An 18555-nucleotide genomic window follows, 5' to 3' on the forward strand; every position below is an offset into this window, starting at 1 on the left:
TCCACGCCATTGCCTAGGCAGGTGCTAAGTGGCATTACTTCGCTTGTTGCATCTCAGCCAAGCCACCCGCGTTATGAAGGTTGGTAAATCCTTGCGATTGTAGGTACTGATACGCTTGCCCTGAGCGATTACCACTGCGGCAATAAAGCACGATTTGTGTATCTTTATCGACATTAGCAAAGTGTTTATCCAACTCAGAAAGCGGAAAGTTAATCGCATTGTCTAAGTGACCATCGGCAAACTCTTGCGGTGTGCGCACATCGACAATCATTGCGCCTTGCTCAATCCATTGCCAACCTTGCTCTGCACGTTCAGAAGCAAATACCGATGGTGCGCTGAAAGCTAAGCTCAAACAAGTGAAAATGATCGGGAGTAGTTTTTTCATTGAGTTCCTTTCCTCAAGGTCAATTGCCCTTAATCGTTCTGATGAAGATTATACGTGTGATTATCAAACTTCGATGTGGCATTGGTCGAAATGTCGTAATTCAGCGTGTTATGACTTTAACCCTAACATGGCACCAAACACCAATAATCCAGCGCCACAAGCTTGGTTCAACCTGTGTTTAACGCGCAGTAATAAGCTCTGTAATCGCGGTGAGGTAAATAAGATGGCAACCATAGAAAACCAAATCCCGTGTAGCGCAATCATGTAGACACCGTAACCCAAAGCTAGGTGCTGCGATTCTGTATTCGGGTCGATGACTTGGCTAAAGATACTCAAGAAGAACAACATGGTTTTTGGGTTAAGTACATTGCACAAAAAGCCTTGGAAAAAGAACTGCCAAATGGAGATGCTTCCTTGTGTTTCCCCCTCTATTTTCTGCTGAGAATCAGCCCCAAAAATCCCTTTCAATCCGAGATAGATCAGATAAGCCGCGCCTAGGTAGCGAATCAAACTGAACAACCATTCGTTCTGTGAGATTAAGTAACTGATACCAAGCAATGAATAGGTAATGTGCACCGAAATCGCAAGACTAATGCCCACGGCACTCCAAATTCCCGCGTGTCTGCCATTGTTGAGGCTGTTTCTAAGAACCAATACAAAATCAGCTCCAGGACTGATAACGATGAGTATGCCTAATAAGGCAAGGCTGAAAAGCTCCATGGTGTTTCCTATTTCTTCGTTGTTATGAATGGGGCAATTGTAGGTCGAGAGTTCGGAGACTATAATCGAAACAAATTCTGCTAAGTGTGAGAAAAAGTCACAGATGAGGCATCTTAAATCCTTTCATGTTTTCCATGTCGCAGCATCGTCTGCGAGTTTTAGCGAGGCAGCAAATAAGCTCAGTATTACGCATGGCGCAGTGAGTAAGCAGATCAAAGTGTTGGAAACCTATCTGGCTCAACCTCTGTTCTACAAACAAGGGCGCAATATGTTGCTCACTAAAGAGGGGGAGATGCTGAAAAGCTATACCGAACAAGCATTCCAAGCGTTGGAAACTGGCGTGAACAAGCTGGTGCAGGAAAAGCATCAATACCTTGAAGTCTCTTGTGAACCAACGTTAACCATGCGTTGGTTGATGCCGAGGCTTTCCGCGTTTAATGATGGTTGTGACGCAGACGTTCGGCTTTCGACTGCGGGAGGACCTGTAACGCTTGGCTCGACGGGGCTTGCTATGGCGATTCGTCGAGATGACTTTGAGCCTTTGTATCACTACCCAAAAACCAAGTTAGTGGAAGAGTGGGTAGGTCCAGTGTTTTCACCTGACTATTGGCAGCAAGTGAAAAGTGATTTGAACTCCGTGAAGCTATTACACAGCCAAACCAGACCTGAAGCTTGGCACGAATGGATGCAGCGCTTTGGTGAAGCGTCGATGAACAGAAAAGCAGAACAGTCTTTTGCACACTTCTATTTCTGCATTCAAGCTGCAGTCGACGGTTTAGGCGCGGCGATGGGCTCTTATCCTCTAGTGATGGACGACCTCGAACGCGGCAACCTTGTTGCGCCATTTGGTTTTGTGCCGTCAGGGCATGACTATGTCTTATTGACTCAAGACAAAGCACGTTCTGAACTGGAGCAAAAATTTGTCCATTGGCTGCAAAACCAAATGGCGGAGTGTGTGCCTTGCACCTAAGAAACAAAGAGAGACCCTAGTCAGGGCGCGCTGAGTTACTTAAAGTGGTTGAATACGTGCTACACAATGGAAACTTAGGAAATGGAAAACCTCAATATTGTTGAAATTAAATCTTTTGTCCCGGCGAAAGATTATGAGTTATCAAAGCGTTTTTATCAGGCGTTGGGTTTTGAGATGCCTTCGGATTTTGGTGGTGTGGCGTACTTCTTCAAGGGCAGTTGCTCATTCTTGCTGCAAGATTTTTATGAGCCAAAACACGGCAATAATTTCATGATGCATTTGCTGGTGGAAGATGTTGCCAGTTGGCATGAACATGTTTCGAGTGTCGCTCTGGACTCATTCGGAGCCAAGATGACGGAACTGGTTGATCAACCTTGGAAGATGCGAGAGTTCTGTTTGCACGATCCTAGTGGCGTGCTGTGGCGCATTGGTCAGAATATCTAGCGTAGAATTAAAGCCCATTTGGAGTCATCTAAACGTGACACCATATTGCATCAGTTTCTTTTTCCTCCGCGCTGAACATTTACTTCGGCAGGAGGGTAACCGAATGTTTTTTTGAATGCATTGGTAAAGTTGGAAGGGTGTTTATAGCCCGCATTGTAAGCTGCTTCCGTAATCGTTGCCGCACCGATTTCTAGATTCAAACGGGCAACCTCCAATTTTCTCCTCCTAATATAGCTTTGAACACTGCAGCCGAGCGTGGTCTTGAATTTGCGCTGTAGGTTAGATTCGCTCATGGCTGCAAATTCAATGAGCTCTTTAGCTGATAGTTCCCTATCGAGATTTGCTTCAATATAGCTCACTAGGTGGTCTAGTGCGTGATCACTTTGAGAGTTTCCTTTCGCACCTTTTTCCGAGAGCCCCCCTTCATTCGGCAAAGAGCAGAGGACTTGCTCAAATACATTGAGCAATAATCTTTGGGTCAAAGTTTCAATGTGAAGTTTTTCTAATAAACCTTCTGGCGTGCCCCTATTCGTTATGTCGTAAGCGAGTTGAAGGATCGCTTCATTAATTTCTATCGGGCAATTCGCCATATGTTGCCCCGTGAACGCTTCTATAACCGAGTTTTTCTCTGACCTTTCTGCTACCCATGTAACTGGAGTGACGATATTGAGTTTAGTTACGGTGTTGTTTTTATGAAGTATTCGCCTAAAAGTGACCGGTTTAGTGAGGTTAACAAGGACACCTTGCGGTGAATGAGTTGCATCAAGGGTAAATCTCAAGTTGTCGTAGCCAAAATTCAGTTTCCCTTCAAGCAAAAGGACCAATATTAAAGACTTTCTAGCAGTTGAGATGACTTGATAGTCCGCGAGTTCTGTCGTCGTCCCTCCATTGATAGAAAAGCCATCTTTAACTTTGTAACGGGTACACTCTCCTTCGATCAAATGCTCTGAAGAGGTTGCAGTATCAGACACCAATACGTGGGTACGATCGTAATTCTTCCAACGAATCAAAGCGTTCTTGGGAAAAGAAGAAAGTCGTTTAGCCATGTTTTCTACCAATTTTTCATAAAAATACGTTGGTGATGAATAACAGAATGACTGTTTTGCATAACCAAATTTGCTGTTACAAAGTTCAAAAAAACTTATCATTAATGAGAATCAATATCATTAAAAATATGACGCATGATGAACTTTATTGTATTGGCCGCACTGCTATCTACATCAAATGCATTGGAAAGTAATGAGACTCTGAGCATAAATTCAGAGCAGCGATTAACCGTAGATAGTCAGGATACTTTTCCCTTACGCGTTGAAAAAACGAGTTATTTTCGTGGGTACATTAAAAGTGAAAAAGCGCTCGATAGTGTCGTTGTTAAGGACGAAAACGGAGAGGTAGTCAAAACTCTAATTAGTGTTCCAACTGCAGAGTTAGACCTGTTTTGGTATGTAGAGAAACCGGGAATCTACCATATCGAGATCGTTGCTGCTAAGAAGTGTGCGGTGGGAGTATCAATATTGCTGAACGCCTTGGATCTAAAAGACAATCAGTATGTTTCTCCGGATATCCCTATTATCAGTCCAATAATCGCGCATACCTCACAGCAGTTAGAGCAGGGGAACTTTGCAGCTGAACAAGAGTTCTGGCAACAAGTTTTTCAGCAAGGCGGTGCTCCTTTGATTGAGCACAGCGATGACGATTCTACTCTGATTACATTTTTGTACAGAGGCCATGTTGATAACGTTAGAGTGCTGGGGACACCCTATGGTGGGCACGCTCATTTGAGTCAACTCGGCGATACAGATATCTGGTTTCGCTCTTATCAAGTTCCTAATAGCACTCGCTTATCTTATCGAATTGCCCCTAATGTTCCCCAATTGTTGGATGGTGAAAGCAGAGAACAGCGACGTGCCGTTCTAGCGACAATAAAACCAGATCCATTGAACTTTAAGCCAATGCTTGGAAAAGGCGATAATTTATCCAGCTCCGCGTCGACAGTAACTCTTAAGACTTGGAGTAATGATGTGTTTACCCAACAGAGTGGGAATCCAAAGGGGACGATTGCCGATCATACATATGTAAGTCCGAAAAATGCTCGCACGAGAAAGATCAGCATATATCAACCAAACGAAATCTATTCAATCAGTCGTGATTCTCCAGTCTTAATTTTGTTTGATGGCGATGCTTATTTAGAACGAGTACCAACGCCTCTCATTCTCGATAATTTGATTGCTAATGAGAAGGTTCCCGCGATGAGAGCGATCTTTGTTAATACCCCGATGCCGAGTATGCGTGCGGCAGAGCTCACACCTAACAAAGCCTACGCTGACTTTCTCGCTGATGAGCTTATGCCATGGCTTTGTGATACCCAGAATATCTGTCCTGATGCCAAAAATACGGTGCTTTCAGGATCAAGCTTCGGAGGTTTAGCCTCTATGTACATTGCACTCCAGCACCCTGACCGTTTTGGCAAAGTATTGAGCCAATCTGGTTCTTTCTGGTGGGCTCCTCAAGCGACTGAAATACAAAGTAGCCATAGCAACTGGATGGCGGATGTTGTCGGGGCAGAAGCCAAAAAAGATCTTGAGATATACCTAACAGTTGGGCAATTCGAAGTCGAACCTGAGTCAAACAGTATTCTCGCTACTAACCAACAGCTTTATCAGGCACTTAAGAGTAAGGGATACAAAGTTGCTATTGAGAAAGGAGCAAGTGGACACGATTACTTTAGCTGGCGCGCGATGCTAGCTGGTGGGCTGATAGCCCTGTTTAACACAGAAAAATAGAAACCTATAAAAGGACTAATAATGAGACGTTATAATTTAAGCCTCGCAGTGGCGTTAGCGCTATCCACAGCGCCATCACTTACACACGCCAATGATAATGACATGGAAGTGATGGTAGTTACCGCAGCTCAACATGAGACATCGATTAAGGATGCTCCCGCTTCTATTTCTGTCATTACCTCAGAGGAACTGAACCGAATTCCAGCGACAGATATTACGACTGCGTTAGAAAATGTCGCTGGTGTGCATATATTAAGAAATACGGGTAGCGAGCCTAAAGTTGTTATTCGTGGTTTGCATAACCAAAACTCTTCAAATGGCAATTACACACTGTTCTTAATCAATGGTCGTCGTACGAGTTCAAGTGAGACAGTGATTCGCGGTGCTTCTTTTGATTTATCAAGCATACCTTTAAGTGCGATTGAACAAGTTGAAGTTGTTCGAGGCCCTATGTCATCTCTGTATGGTAGCGAAGCTATTGGTGGTGTGGTCAACGTAATTCTAAAGAAACCGGAAGAAGAGACTACGGTCTCTGGTAGCCTTTCTTATAGCCTTCCACAGGATAACAATGCCTCCTCTTTGGTTAACGACGCCGATGGTGAACTCGCGATTGGTAATGTGTTTGCTAGAGGAGCCCTCGTTCCCAATTCGTTGTTTTACACGCTCTCATTGGATATGAGTAAAAAGAATGCGTGGTTCCCTGATGATGCGGGCGATAATTTCTCGCCCCAAGCTGAGCAAGATAGAAAAACTGTTCGTGGTGGTTTAAGTTGGCTCCCGACCGATCACGATGAGGTTTACTTAGATGTCGCATATGCTTTGGATGATAGAGTTGAATATAGTTACTTTAGTCAAAGAAACGCGGTGTATAAGAGCCAGTATGATAGTGAAAAGCTAACCTCTACATTGGGCCATAATCGTAATTGGAGCTGGGGACAGTCAGATTTTTCTTATTTCTATGAAACATCAAAAGTAAATGAGGACAACTTCCATCCACTGGTTAAAAAAGCGGAAATGACACAAGATAACCACACTGTCGATGGTCGTTTCGTTCTAGAAAACGTAGAGAATCAACTTATCTCAGTGGGTGGTCAATTTTCTTACACGAGTGTAGAGAACAAACGTGACTATTCTAGTGACCGCTCCGTGACGCAAAACGCTGTTTATGTGCAAGACGAATACTCAGTGAATGATGATTTAATTGCGACAATTAGTGGTCGTTTAACGCACAACAACCAGTTTGGTAATAACTTTAGTCCGAGAGCGTATTTGGTTTACAACGGTATCGAGAACTTTACTTTTAAAGGTGGATATGGGGAAGGATTTAAAGCTCCAACTATTTTCCAGTCTTCAGAAGATTTTTCGCTAGTAAGCTGTGGTGGGCGATGTACTTTAGTCGGTAACCCTGATCTTAAACCTCAAACGTCGAAAACTTATGAATTCTCGACTCTTTACTATGCGACTCGTGGCTACGTACAAGCAACGATATTCTTCAATGATGTTAAGAATCTAATTGATCGCGACTTAGAGCCTTTCTTCAACGGGACTTCAAATATCATCAAGTATGAAAACATCGATAGAGTCGAAACTAAAGGGGTAGAGTTAGAAGGCGAGTTAGATATCTTTGATAGCTTATCTTTAGTCTCGAATGCTACCTATACCGACTCAAAAAACAAAGAAAATGGCATGGATATTTCGTATACACCAGAGTGGTTGGCGAATGTGAATCTAAACTTGCAAGGTACTGAAAATCTGCTGCTATTTGCGACAGTGAACTACACGGGCAAGCAAAAGGATGGCCAAGACAACACGCTAGATGATTACTCAATCTTATCTCTTGGTGGGGCGTACACGATTAATGATAACTTCACCATCAAGACTGGTGTGACAAACTTGACGGATGAACGTCTAGATAAAACAGACTTAGATTATGAAGATACAGAAATGGGACGTACTTACTATCTAACCGTTGACTTTGAATTCTGATCACAGGTTTTATGCTTGTGTCTTGAGAGCTTTCTAAAACTTCTCAAATAGACATACCAATGGAATCGAGCGCGTAAGTATGACATTCAACCTCTTACGCGCTTTATTTTGCTGGAGTGTCTTAGCGGCAAACTCTATGCTCCTTCAGTGCCCCCATCTTCAAACGATGTATTTCCCCCTAAATATTTGGCGAGTTTCGCTGGGGGACTCTCCAAATAAGTTTTTGTATAAACGGCTAAATTGACTCAAGTGGAAGAAACCGAAGGCAAACGCTATTTCAGAGATGGTTTTGTCCAATTCAGAGTTCTGTAGCATCCTGCGTACTTGGTTAAGCCGAATGTTTAATAAAAACTGTTTTGGTGATAAGTCGCAGCAAGCTTCAAATACATATTGTAATGTCCTTCGACTGACATGCACGGATTGGGATAGCTCACCTATGGTTATGGGATAAGAGGGATCCATGGCTTCTACTTGCTCCAAGACTCGCGTCATGATCTTCTGACGATGAGACGGATTTATAGCTATTTCCATACTGGAGGTATTGCAATCTACCAGAGCAAGTAATAGGTCAGTTAGAATTACCTCGTGTGTCTTGCAGGACCATTTGGTTGGTTTGTTGCTGAGTAGTATTCGTAAGTAAGCTTTGAGATGTTCTATCTCGCGCGTAGGTAAAGATTTAAAGCCTTGGGAAATACATTTAGTACTAGGTCGTTGAGTGTTTAGGTAGGCGTTATTTTCGCTGTTATGAAAAACCAAACCATAAATAGAGAAAGCTTCAGGAGTGAGTAGTTCAAAGTCCTGACCGCCTGTTTGGATAAGTACCTGCTCTGCATCTGCTCTTTGGTGATTTAAATGTGCTAGTTGATCGTCTGCACTCAGTCCTATCCAAACTCCGCCTTCATCAACCCGGCAATGCTGTTTCAAGATTCGATTACTATCTTCACGGAAAACATGGATATTTTTAAATCGCCGCTCCCTGATCTGCCCTCTAAAACAGCCACCACTAAGTTGATCATATTCTTGTTGCCAGTTTACTAAGCTTGCTGCCTGCTGGTTTGCATCTTTTGTGAGATGTACGCACAAATCTGGTGCGTCATCGTGAGGAGTTTTTTTCATTCTAACCAAACCTAGTCTTGTAATATTGAATCAATTTAGAGCATTGGCACTATAACTATCTGTTTAAAGATAACTTTTTATGTTTGCCGATTTTTGATAATCCGTCGGAACGTATTTCGCAACGCTTAGTTTATGAATGCTCATTTACGCTTGAGCAAAAACTGAACCAAGTGAATTCGAGGTATAGGGATGACAGGGATGTTTCGTCGACAGGTGGGAAGTAGAGTTTACCACTTCAACTCGCTCGCGGAGCTTATGGCAAAAGCGACCCCTGAGCGTTCGGGTGATGTATTAGCAGGCGTTTGTGCTGATTCGGCAGCTGAACGAGTTGTCGCCCAAATGACGTTGGCTGAGTTGCCATTAAAGACGTTTCTCAATGATGTCGTCATCCCATATGAAAAGGATGAAGTTACTAGGCTTATCATCGATCAGCATGACCAAACGGCTTTTACTTTGATAGAGCACCTCACTGTGGGGGACTTCAGGGATTGGCTAGTGAGTGATCAGGCTGTTCCTGAGACTTTGCAGGCCATACAAAGAGGGCTAACGCCGGAGATGGTCGCAGCAGTCAGCAAAATCATGCGCAATCAAGATCTCATTCTAGTAGCAAAAAAGTGTCATGTGATTACGGCTTTTCGAAATACCATAGGCTTACCGAATCGTTTATCTACTCGCTTACAGCCCAACCATCCGACCGACTCGTTGAATGGTATCGCAGCTACTATCTTTGATGGCCTTATGTACGGCAATGGTGATGCTGTTATTGGTATTAACCCTGCAACGGATAATGTCCCCCAAGCTGTCAAATTGATGAACTTGATGGATGAAGTCATTCAACACTATCAGATTCCCACTCAGTCCTGCGTTTTGACTCACGTTACTAATACGATTGAAGCGATAGAAATGGGCGCACCAGTTGATTTGGTTTTTCAATCTATAGGTGGGACTCAGGGTACTAATGACACATTCGGCATCGACTTAGCATTATTGAAAGAAGCGCAAGAGGCGGCGCTTTCCCTCAATCGAGGCACTGTAGGAAATAACGTAATGTATTTTGAAACAGGCCAAGGCACTGCTTTGTCGGCAAATGCGTACCACGGTGTTGACCAACAGACTTGTGAAGCTCGCGCTTATGCCGTAGCGAGACACTTTGACCCTCTGCTGGTTAACACTGTGGTGGGCTTTATAGGGCCAGAATATTTGTTCGATGGAAAGCAGATCATAAGGGCGGGCCTCGAAGATCATTTTTGCGGAAAATTGTTAGGTTTACCAATGGGTTGTGATATTTGCTACACCAACCACGCTTATGCTGACCAGAACGATATGGATAACCTATTGACACTATTAGGCGTCGCAGAATGCTCTTTCATCATGGGTATTCCCGGTTCTGATGACATCATGCTCAACTACCAAACAACTTCATTTCATGATGCTCTCTACGCACGCAAAGTGCTCGGTTTAAAGCCTGCTCCTGAGTTCGAACGTTGGTTGACCGAAATGCAGATCTTTAACGATGTTACTAACGTTCGTTTGAATGATCGAATGTCTGATTCGTTTATGGGTGCACTTGCCCACATTAATCATTGGTGAGTTTATGGGGCAAGTGATTTCAATCAAGAAAGTGAAAAAACAAAGTGTAGTGATTCAAAACCCTTGGCATCGACTACGTGAATTTACTTCTGCAAGAATTGCCTTGGGAAGGAGTGGAACCAGTGTACCAACAAGTGAGTTGCTTAAATTTCAACTTGACCATGCCAAAGCAATGGACGCCGTGCATTGTGACCTTGATACAGACTGCTTATTGGCAAGTTTATGCAGTAGTTGCTCAACCCTTCAGCATACGCCAGAGCCTCCGATGGTTTTGGAAAGTGAAGTCTCTGACAGGCTGATGTATTTGCAACGGCCCGACTTAGGACGTCGATTGAGCTCTAAATCGTGGCGAGAGTTAAAGAGTGTTGAGAAGGAACTGATTCAGGATACGGATCTGGTCATTGCGATCGCCGATGGACTATCGTCTGTTGCGATTCAGACACATGCTATCCCGGTCGTAAATCAACTGCTTTCTATGTTGAGCGAGGATGATGAGCATAGATGGAATCTCGCCCCGATAGTCATTATCAAACAAGGAAGGGTTGCGGCTGGTGATGATGTTGCCGAGTGCTTAAATGCAAAAATGGTACTACTCCTGATCGGAGAAAGACCGGGATTAACGTCACCAGACAGTATGGGTATGTATCTCACGTGGGGAGCAAGGAGAGGTTCAAGGGACTCCCAGCGTAACTGTATTTCAAATGTTAGGCCAGAAGGACAACCTTACGAAGAGGCATGTCATCGGGCTATGTACTTACTTAAGGAAGCCAGGAAACTACAGCTATCAGGGGTTGGGCTAAAAGATCGCTCTTCGATGGACGAAGGTTCACCTGAATCTGTTGAAGATAACGCTAGTGAGAATTTTTTAATATCATCAAAGTAGAAGGATTTACTATGTCAAAGCATCAGGAATACCTCTCTAAGAGGCAGTTAAAAAGAGGGAGCGCAGGTTGGATACTGCTTGCTGGTTTGGGCGTGTCTTATGTGATATCTGGAGATTTTGCAGGTTGGAACTTTGGTATCGCTCAAGCCGGTTGGGGCGGGTTCTTAATTGCAGCAATTGCCATGGCTGTGATGTATTTTGCGTTGGTGCTGTCATTGGCAGAAATGTCAGCGGCGATTCCAACAGCGGGTGGAGGATACAGTTTTGCTCGTCAAGCAATGGGACCTACGGGGGGCTTTATGACAGGGCTTTCTGTTCTTATTGAGTATGCCCTTGCTCCTGCCGCGATCGTCATTTTTATCGGTTCTGCGGTAAATGAACTCATCGGTATTGATGGCCCTATTGTTTACGCTCTTTTTTATGCTGTCTTTATTGGTATCCATTTGGCTGGTGTCGGAGAAGCACTGAAAGTTATGATGATCATCAGTGGCTTAGCGGTGGTTGCAATACTTGCAACTGCGGCTGTATTAGTTGGCCATTTCGATGTGAATAACTTGTTTGATATTGCCCCGGCAACTGCACAGGCCTCTGAGCTACTTCCATTTGGCTGGTATGGTGTTTGGGCAGCACTGCCATTTGCAATGTGGTTATTTTTAGCCGTTGAAGGTGTGCCTTTGGCTGCGGAAGAAGCGAAAGATCCTGCGAAAGATGTTCCGAAAGGGATCATAGGCGCAATGTTGTTTTTGTTGCTGACGGCTACTTTGGTTGTTGTCTTACTTGCTGGTGCTGTTGGCTCTGAGGTAATTGGTAATAGCGCTGTGCCATTGGTTGATGCTTTGAAACTGACAGGAAATCCAACTGTAGCAACATTGGTAAACATACTAGGCTTAGCTGGCCTTGTAGCTTCATTTTTCTCGATCATTTATGGTTACAGCCGCTTGGTTTTTGCCCTTTCTCGTGCCGGATATTTACCACAAAGTTTATCTTTAACGAGCGACAACAAAGTACCGACGCGAGCGCTGATTGTCCCAGGCTTTTTCGGGTTTGTGGTTTCACTAACTGGTGAAGGCGATTTGATTTTAGCAATGGCGGTTGTCGGAGCAACAGTGTCTTACGCGTTAATGTCACTAAGCCACATCATGTTGAGGATCAAACAACCAGAGTTACAAAGACCGTATAAAACGCCAGGAGGTATTCTGACTTCTAGTATCGCCCTCGTCCTATCATTAGTGGCGATGACCGGAGTCTATGCCTTTGAACCATCCGCTTTCTTTATGACCATGGGATTGTTTTTGATTGGCGCAGTTTATTACGGGTTATACAGTCGCAATAAGTTAGTCGCAAACAGCGCGGAAGAAGAATTTGCGATGTTATCGTTGGCGGAGCAAGAGTTAGAGGCAGAGGCCATTCGTTAGACAAACAGAAGCAATGGTATTGTGAGGGAGCCCTAGTTGCTCCCTTTGTTATTTCTATCAAAAGTGCATAGCGCACAACTATGGGGTTTCCGTTTGTCTAATATTTGCTCAATATGAAACTCTAATACTCTCTTTAGACAAATATGACTGCCAGTGTCTGCACATGCAAGGAGAGCAAATGAAGGCATTTACAATTAAAGATCTTATCGATGTCGAGTTACCCATAATTCAAGCGCCAATGGCCGGGGTGCAGGACAGTGAATTGACCATTGCAGTTTGCGAGGCGGGCGGTTTAGGGTCATTACCATGTGGTATGTTGAGTATTGATGTAATGATTGAGCAAATTAGAGCAATCAGGAAAGCGACAAGTCGACCATACAACTTGAATTTCTTTTGTCACGAAATGCCAGCGTTTGATCCTCATCAGCAAGACATGTGGAAACAACAGCTTCAGCCATATTACAAGGAGTTAGGTCTCGATATTGAAGGGGTGAGTGTAGGGACATCTAGGAAACCATTCAACCATGAAATGGCAGATGCGATAGAGCCATTTTCCCCTGAGTTTATTAGTTTTCACTTTGGCCTACCTTCGTTAGATTTAATGCAACGTATTTGGCAATGGGGTGGCAAAATTGTATCTTCGGCTACAACAGTTGAAGAAGCAGTTTGGCTTGAGAAGAACAAAGTGGATGGCATTATCGTTCAAGGAAGAGAAGCAGGTGGACATAGAGGAATGTTCTTAACTGATGACTTGGCGAGTCAACAAAGCCTAAGTGTTTTGTTGCCTAAGATCGTTGAACAAGTAAGCGTTCCTGTTATTGCCGCTGGTGGAATAGCATGTCATGGCGATTTTCTTAAAGTGAGGGCTATGGGGGCATGTGCGGCCCAAGTAGGGACAACATACTTATTGTGTCCGGAGAGCAAAGCAACTCACTTGCATAAAAATGCGATAAAGCAGAAAGCAAAGGATAATACGAAAATAACTAATGTTTTTTCAGGAAGGCCTGCGAGAGGTATCTTTAATCGAGCAATGAAAGTGCTAGGAGAGATGAACTCTACGGCCCCTACCTTTCCTTATGCTTCGATAGAGATGACTCCATTACGCTCTAAAGCCGAGCTGTTGGGTAAGGATGATTTTACGCCGTTATGGTGTGGTGAAAATACATCAGGCTGCTCGGAGCAATCTGCATTCGATGTGACATTATCACTTGCTGGCTTGAGAAATAATAAGAGCCCTTAAGGAAAGGGCTCTTAGGGGGAGGAGCTTAAGGTTTAAGCTTTCACAAGAGTCGCTGCGTTACGCATCGCTTCTTTCGTTGAACACTCAACAACGTTTGCTTTTGCAAAGCGGTGAGCGTCTTTTACTTGGATATCGTGAGCTAGAATAACCAGCTTCGCGTTTGCTACATCTAGGTCAGTGATTCGGTTCTGGATACCGTTTTGACCTTGAGTTTCTACTTTGATTTTTAGACCCGCTGCCGCACCAGCTTTCTCTAGTGCTTTCGCTGCCATGAATGTGTGTGCTACGCCAGATGGGCAACATGTTACTGCTACGATGTCGTACTCGCCTTCGCCTGCTGCTGGAGCCGCTTGAGCTTGTGCAGGTGCTGCTTCTGCGATTTCGTCTTCTGCTTCTTCTTCAGCAACTGGTTTCCAGAAGCCAACGATAACTGCTGTTGTTAGTGAGCCTAGTGCGATACCCACAACGTACATTGGGATGTTGCTTGATACAGGAGCTGTGATTAGACCGCCCCATGGTGCGTGTAGTAGTACGTCTGTTAGGAAGCCGAACACACAGCCAACGATACCACCAGCAACGATTGAAGGAAGAACGCGTACAGGGTCGTTTGCTGCGAATGGGATAGCACCTTCAGAGATACCGATAGAACCCATGATTGCTGCTGCTTTACCTGCTTCTTGTTCTTGCTTAGTGAACTTCTTCTTGAATAGGAATGTTGCTAGTGCCATACCTAGAGGAGGCGTACAGATTGCGATACCAACACCACCCATTAGCCATGGTTGAGTATCAACTTGAGTTTGAGCGAATAGCGTTGCTACTTTGTTGATTGGACCGCCCATATCGAATGCAGTCATACCACCAAGAATCGTACCTAGAACCACTTTAGAAGCGCCAGCCATAGAAGCTAGGAATTCGTTCATAGACGCCATGAAGATCTTGATTGGCTCACCGATACCCCATAGAACGATACCTGCAGAGATAAGCGTACCTAGTAGAGGGTAGATGAAGTAAGCGCCCAACGCAGTCATGTTAGCAGAAAGAGGGATCTTCTTAAGTTGGAATACCACACCACCTGCGATGAAACCCGCTACGATACAACCAAGGAAGCCGCCGCCCATGTCAGCCATGATGCCAGAAGAGATCATCGCTGGTGCTAGAGCTGGTTTGTCTGCAATTGAGTAACCGATGAAGCCACCAAGAATAATTGGGAACAGCACCAGACCTTTAATACCGATATTAGAAATATCAGCCAATAAACCGTCCGCAGGAACCGCACCTTTACCTGATGCCATTACCGCTAGCGCCAGTAGTACACCACCCGCAACGATAAATGGAAGCATGTGAGAAGTACCGAATAAAAGGTGACCTTTCATGGTACTTAGGATTTTTTTGAAATCGCTATTATTACTAGCTTGAGCTGTGATTGTACTCATAATTTCACGCCTTATGAATTAATTAAAATATTTAGTATTTGTTTTTCGTCTTTTGCGTTATGAATATCTTCAATAAACTCTTCGCTAAATTTGCCGAATAATTCTTGAAGAACATAAATATGGTGGTCGGCACCGTTATCTGGTGAGGCAATCATGAAGAATACGGTCGGTTTGACTCCCTCTTCGTCGCCATACTCGATGCCTTCGCGCTTTACGCCAACAGCGATTGCAGGCTCTGTAACCGCTTTGCTTTTTGCGTGTGGGTAAGCGATGCCGTCCATTGAAGTCACGCTTAATGCTTCACGTGCTTCGATGTCGGTTAAAAAAGCCTCTTTGCTGCTGATTCGATTATTTTCGAATAGCATTTGCGCTAGCTCTTCAAAGACTTCTTTTTTATTATTTGCTTGAAGGTTGCCTTTAATTAAATTGACGTTTGTTAGTTCTGTAATCATTTTTTGACTCATTGGTACTGAAGTAATGAGGAAAATTTAATTAATGTTACGGTTTTCTGAAATAGTAAAAAAAATCCAATAACTATATTTTTGTATCACTGAGAGCTAAGTGTGATAGAAGTCATTAATATCAATGAGCTAGAAGGGAATTAGTATTGTGACTTATATTCCATTTATTTTGAAATTAATAATGAAGCTTGAAAATAAACGAGAAGGGAATCAAATATGGTTCAATTTTGCTATAAAAAAGAGGCTTTGTGCTACTCCCCTTGATACACATTGGCTAATTTAAGCTCCGAAGTTGAAGTCAAGGGGAGGTTAGGAGGGGTTGTTACGCTGGATTTGAAGAGCCTATTAAGACTGATTCTTGTACTTATGCAGCAAATCTAACGGGATATGGCAGTAGTCATTGGGAAAGCGCGTGAGTCTATCTTGGTGCTCATCATCACTTGGTACATAGTTTGTGAGTGGCAGCACTTCTACGGCGATCTTATCGGCATCTGGTCTTGCTGCGATAAACGCTTTAGCAATCGCTAGGTGTTGTTCGTTTTGGCTATAGACACCAGTACGGTACTTCTCACCTACGTCTTCACCTTGCTTGTTAACACTGTGCGGGTCGATGATTTCAAACAGATACCCCATTAAAGTTTCAACCGAAACTTGCTCAGGGCCGAACTGGGTTTTCACGCATTCTGCGTAGCCATCGTATTCGGATTGAGTGTTATCCGTTAAGCCATTTGCTCGTCCTGCTTCGGTGCTGATTACGCCCGGAAGGTGGCGCATAAATTCTTGAACGCCCCAAAGGCAGCCGCCTGCGAAATAAATTTCTTCCATCATTCTGTCCTGAAAAACTTTGCGTCATTATGGGCATCACTTTCACTCAAACACAACTCCAACCATAAAACAGGAATAACTCGGTGGTGATTTGCTCTCTTTTTTGTGCTGCGTTTCCTCGTTAGATTGAACGCAGTTAAGAGCTAGGGGGAATCCTAATGAAAATTGAACATATCGCGATTTGGACTGAACGTTTGGAAGAGCTAAAAGCCTTCTATGAGAAATACTTTAACGCGGTGTCTAACGATAAATATCACAATCCAACTAAGCAATTTTCATCTTACTTTCTTTCGTTTGAAAGTGGTGCACGATTGGAGTTAATGTCGATGGAAGGTGTTACCGCCCGTGAAAAATCTCATGTGATGCAGGTAACGGGGTTGGCACACTTTGCCTTCGCCTTAGGATCAGAGCAGGCGGTGGACCAACTAACCAAAACCTTAGTAGATGATGGCTACCAATGGATCGACGGTCCGAGACAAACAGGTGACGGTTACTACGAAAGCTGCGTGTTAGATCCGGATGGCAACCGTCTTGAGCTTACGGTGTAACGTAGCTTAGCTTATTTCTATTGTTCACAGGCTGCTTTCATATGAAAGTGTTCGGGCGTATACTGCAAGCTCATCAAAAAGGAGCGAGCCTGTGAACTCAAGACAAAATGAAATCCTGCAATTGGTTAATGACCGCAAACGCGTTCAAGTGACGGAGCTTTCTGACATCATTGGCGTGTCGGGCGTGACCATCAGGCAGGATTTGAACTTCCTTGAGCAACAAGGTTATTTAAAGCGTGTACACGGCGCTGCTACGGCGCTACAAAGTGACGATATTGATACGCGACTCGAAGTGCGCTTCGACATCAAACAAGCATTAGCCAACAAAGCGGCAGACTTGGTATCACCAAACGAAACCGTATTAATCGAAGGCGGTAGTGCTAATGCGCTCTTGGCTCGCACGTTAGCTGAACGCGGTGATGTCACCATCATTACCCCATCGGCGTACATCGCCCACCTCATCCGTAACACCTCAGCTAACATCATCTTGCTCGGTGGTGTGTATCAGCATCAAGGCGAGAGCTTAGTTGGACCGTTAACCAAGCTATGTATCGAGAACATTCATTTCAGCACGGCTTTCTTGGGTATTGACGGCTTTCATCAAGACACAGGCTTTACTAGCCGAGACATGATGCGTGCAGAAATCGCTGAAACCATCATTGCGAAAAAGCGTCTTAACATCGTGCTGACGGACTCAAGTAAGTTTGGGCAAATCTACCCATCTTCGATTGGTAAAACGAGCGAAATCTCGGTGCTGTTAACTGACGAAGCCGCTCCGAAAAGCGACCTCGAACAGTTGAGAAAGCAAGGTGTGGAAGTGGTGTTGGGTTAACTAAGCCATTTTTTCTTTTCGCTTTGCAAGAATCGCGGCGGGAGAGAAGCCGGTCACCAACATTGTTCCACTTAGTACCAGAATGGTCCCTATGATGGTATTGAAGCCGATTGGTTCATCTAGAATCAGATAGCCCCATAAGATTCCGAAGACTGGAATGAGAAAGGTAACCGAAAGCGCCGATGCTGGGCCTACTTCTGATACCAAACGGAAGTAAAGCAAATACGCCAAACCAGTACAAACCACGCCGAGAGCAACCACAGAGCTCCACTCTATACTAGTTGGCTCTGCACGCATTGGTAAAAACGGCAGTAGCGGAAGTACCCAAATTACCGCTGCCCACATACTACCGTGTGCATTATTGAAAGCCGGTATCTGAGGTGCATTCTTAGTGTAGTTGGTCGCGATTCCATAGCTACACGCGGCCAACAAGCTAGCAATGATCGGGAGAATGGCCTCCTCACCAATCTTCACCGCACTCCAACCGACTAATACAGCGACGCCAGTGATACCAATCGCCATGCCAAGAATCGCTTTCTTGGTCAGCGGGCTGCGATACCAGATAAAGCCAATCAATGCGCCCCAAATAGGAGCCGTTGAGTTAAGTATCGATAAAGTCGACGCATTGAGTGTTTGTGCCGCGTAGGCGAAAAATAGAAACGGTGCTGCAGTGTTAAACAATCCAATAATAAAGAAATGTTTGGTATGCGCGGTGAAGGAGAGTCTCTTTTTGAGATAAATGGAGATGAGCAACAAGGCTATCGCTGCAAACCCCACTCGAAATTCAATTAAGTAAGCTGGCCCGAACGTATTGGCGGCGACTCGCATAAATAGAAACGAGCCACCCCAAATAGCAGCGAGACAAAGTAAGCGAAGAAAACTGCCTGCGGTCATGTTACATCCTTGGTCGAGGTCTAGCGCCTC

The 18555-nt window shown here is 44.3% G+C and carries 18 protein-coding genes; 10 read left to right on the forward strand and 8 right to left on the reverse strand.

The window, feature by feature from the left end; translation table 11 throughout:
- Positions 1–34: 34 nt before the first annotated feature.
- Both J4N37_RS21955 and J4N37_RS21960 read right to left on the reverse strand, forming a co-directional pair.
- A complete protein-coding gene (locus tag J4N37_RS21955) occupies positions 35–385 on the reverse strand; it encodes a rhodanese-like domain-containing protein (RefSeq protein ID WP_171305522.1) in 351 nt (116 codons plus the stop codon).
- 108 nt (positions 386–493) lie between these two features.
- Positions 494–1105, reverse strand: coding sequence for a LysE family translocator (locus J4N37_RS21960; RefSeq protein ID WP_252042320.1), 612 nt, complete (start codon positions 1103–1105; stop codon positions 494–496).
- Between the two features lie 103 nt (positions 1106–1208).
- Here J4N37_RS21960 and J4N37_RS21965 point away from each other — a divergent pair, with 103 nt between their 5' ends.
- Together J4N37_RS21965 and J4N37_RS21970 are read left to right on the forward strand one after the other, a co-directional pair.
- Positions 1209–2075 carry a LysR family transcriptional regulator gene (locus J4N37_RS21965; RefSeq protein ID WP_252042321.1) on the forward strand — a complete coding sequence of 289 codons (867 nt, stop codon included), beginning with the start codon at positions 1209–1211 and terminating at the stop codon, positions 2073–2075.
- Between the two features lie 81 nt (positions 2076–2156).
- Positions 2157–2519 carry a VOC family protein gene (locus J4N37_RS21970; RefSeq protein ID WP_252042322.1) on the forward strand — a complete coding sequence of 121 codons (363 nt, stop codon included), beginning with the start codon at positions 2157–2159 and terminating at the stop codon, positions 2517–2519.
- Between the two features lie 50 nt (positions 2520–2569).
- Here the strand turns inward: J4N37_RS21970 and J4N37_RS21975 are convergent, their stop codons facing one another.
- On the reverse strand, positions 2570–3565 hold the full coding sequence (locus J4N37_RS21975; RefSeq protein WP_252042323.1) for an AraC family transcriptional regulator: 996 nt from the start codon (positions 3563–3565) through the stop codon (positions 2570–2572).
- Positions 3566–3700: 135 nt separating this feature from the next.
- On the opposite strand from J4N37_RS21975, the gene J4N37_RS21980 reads away from it, so the two are divergent.
- Both J4N37_RS21980 and J4N37_RS21985 read left to right on the forward strand, forming a co-directional pair.
- Complete coding sequence (locus J4N37_RS21980; RefSeq protein ID WP_252042324.1) at positions 3701–5302, forward strand: alpha/beta hydrolase-fold protein; 1602 nt, start codon at positions 3701–3703, stop codon at positions 5300–5302.
- A 21-nt stretch (positions 5303–5323) separates the two neighbouring features.
- Positions 5324–7288: a TonB-dependent receptor domain-containing protein gene (locus tag J4N37_RS21985; protein ID WP_252042326.1), complete on the forward strand. Its 1965-nt coding sequence runs from the start codon at positions 5324–5326 to the stop codon at positions 7286–7288.
- 159 nt (positions 7289–7447) lie between these two features.
- On the opposite strand, the gene J4N37_RS21990 is transcribed toward J4N37_RS21985, so the two are convergent.
- Positions 7448–8404, reverse strand: coding sequence for a helix-turn-helix domain-containing protein (locus tag J4N37_RS21990; RefSeq protein WP_252042328.1), 957 nt, complete (start codon positions 8402–8404; stop codon positions 7448–7450).
- Between the two features lie 189 nt (positions 8405–8593).
- Between J4N37_RS21990 and J4N37_RS21995 the strand changes: the two genes are divergently transcribed.
- From J4N37_RS21995 to J4N37_RS22010, 4 genes are all read left to right on the forward strand, one after another.
- The gene (locus J4N37_RS21995; protein WP_252042329.1) at positions 8594–9994 is read left to right on the forward strand and encodes an ethanolamine ammonia-lyase subunit EutB; all 1401 of its coding nucleotides are present in this window, start codon (positions 8594–8596) and stop codon (positions 9992–9994) included.
- Positions 9995–9998: 4 nt separating this feature from the next.
- The gene (gene eutC / locus J4N37_RS22000; protein WP_252043298.1) at positions 9999–10877 is read left to right on the forward strand and encodes an ethanolamine ammonia-lyase subunit EutC; all 879 of its coding nucleotides are present in this window, start codon (positions 9999–10001) and stop codon (positions 10875–10877) included.
- A gap of 11 nt (positions 10878–10888) precedes the next feature.
- A complete protein-coding gene (eat, locus tag J4N37_RS22005; protein WP_252042330.1) occupies positions 10889–12292 on the forward strand; it encodes an ethanolamine permease in 1404 nt (467 codons plus the stop codon).
- Between the two features lie 178 nt (positions 12293–12470).
- On the forward strand, positions 12471–13532 hold the full coding sequence (locus tag J4N37_RS22010) for an NAD(P)H-dependent flavin oxidoreductase (RefSeq protein ID WP_252042331.1): 1062 nt from the start codon (positions 12471–12473) through the stop codon (positions 13530–13532).
- A 32-nt stretch (positions 13533–13564) separates the two neighbouring features.
- Here the strand turns inward: J4N37_RS22010 and J4N37_RS22015 are convergent, their stop codons facing one another.
- The 3 genes from J4N37_RS22015 to J4N37_RS22025 all read right to left on the reverse strand — a co-directional run bounded on the left by J4N37_RS22015 (position 13565) and on the right by J4N37_RS22025 (position 16251).
- Positions 13565–14965: a PTS fructose transporter subunit IIBC gene (locus J4N37_RS22015; protein WP_010453114.1), complete on the reverse strand. Its 1401-nt coding sequence runs from the start codon at positions 14963–14965 to the stop codon at positions 13565–13567.
- Between the two features lie 11 nt (positions 14966–14976).
- Positions 14977–15417, reverse strand: a complete 441-nt coding sequence (locus J4N37_RS22020; RefSeq protein WP_237284835.1) for a PTS sugar transporter subunit IIA — start codon at positions 15415–15417, stop codon at positions 14977–14979.
- A gap of 354 nt (positions 15418–15771) precedes the next feature.
- Complete coding sequence (locus J4N37_RS22025) at positions 15772–16251, reverse strand: peptide-methionine (S)-S-oxide reductase (RefSeq protein WP_252043299.1); 480 nt, start codon at positions 16249–16251, stop codon at positions 15772–15774.
- Between the two features lie 158 nt (positions 16252–16409).
- Between J4N37_RS22025 and J4N37_RS22030 the strand changes: the two genes are divergently transcribed.
- Positions 16410–16799, forward strand: a complete 390-nt coding sequence (locus tag J4N37_RS22030) for a VOC family protein (RefSeq protein ID WP_252042332.1) — start codon at positions 16410–16412, stop codon at positions 16797–16799.
- Positions 16800–16890: 91 nt separating this feature from the next.
- Positions 16891–17631: a DeoR/GlpR family DNA-binding transcription regulator gene (locus J4N37_RS22035; RefSeq protein ID WP_252042334.1), complete on the forward strand. Its 741-nt coding sequence runs from the start codon at positions 16891–16893 to the stop codon at positions 17629–17631.
- On the opposite strand, the gene J4N37_RS22040 is transcribed toward J4N37_RS22035, so the two are convergent.
- Complete coding sequence (locus tag J4N37_RS22040) at positions 17632–18525, reverse strand: DMT family transporter (protein ID WP_045385477.1); 894 nt, start codon at positions 18523–18525, stop codon at positions 17632–17634.
- Positions 18526–18555: the final 30 nt, after the last annotated feature.

Origin of the sequence: Vibrio sp. SCSIO 43153 (assembly GCF_023716625.1) — a bacterium.
In the GTDB taxonomy this organism is placed as follows: domain Bacteria; phylum Pseudomonadota; class Gammaproteobacteria; order Enterobacterales; family Vibrionaceae; genus Vibrio; species Vibrio rotiferianus.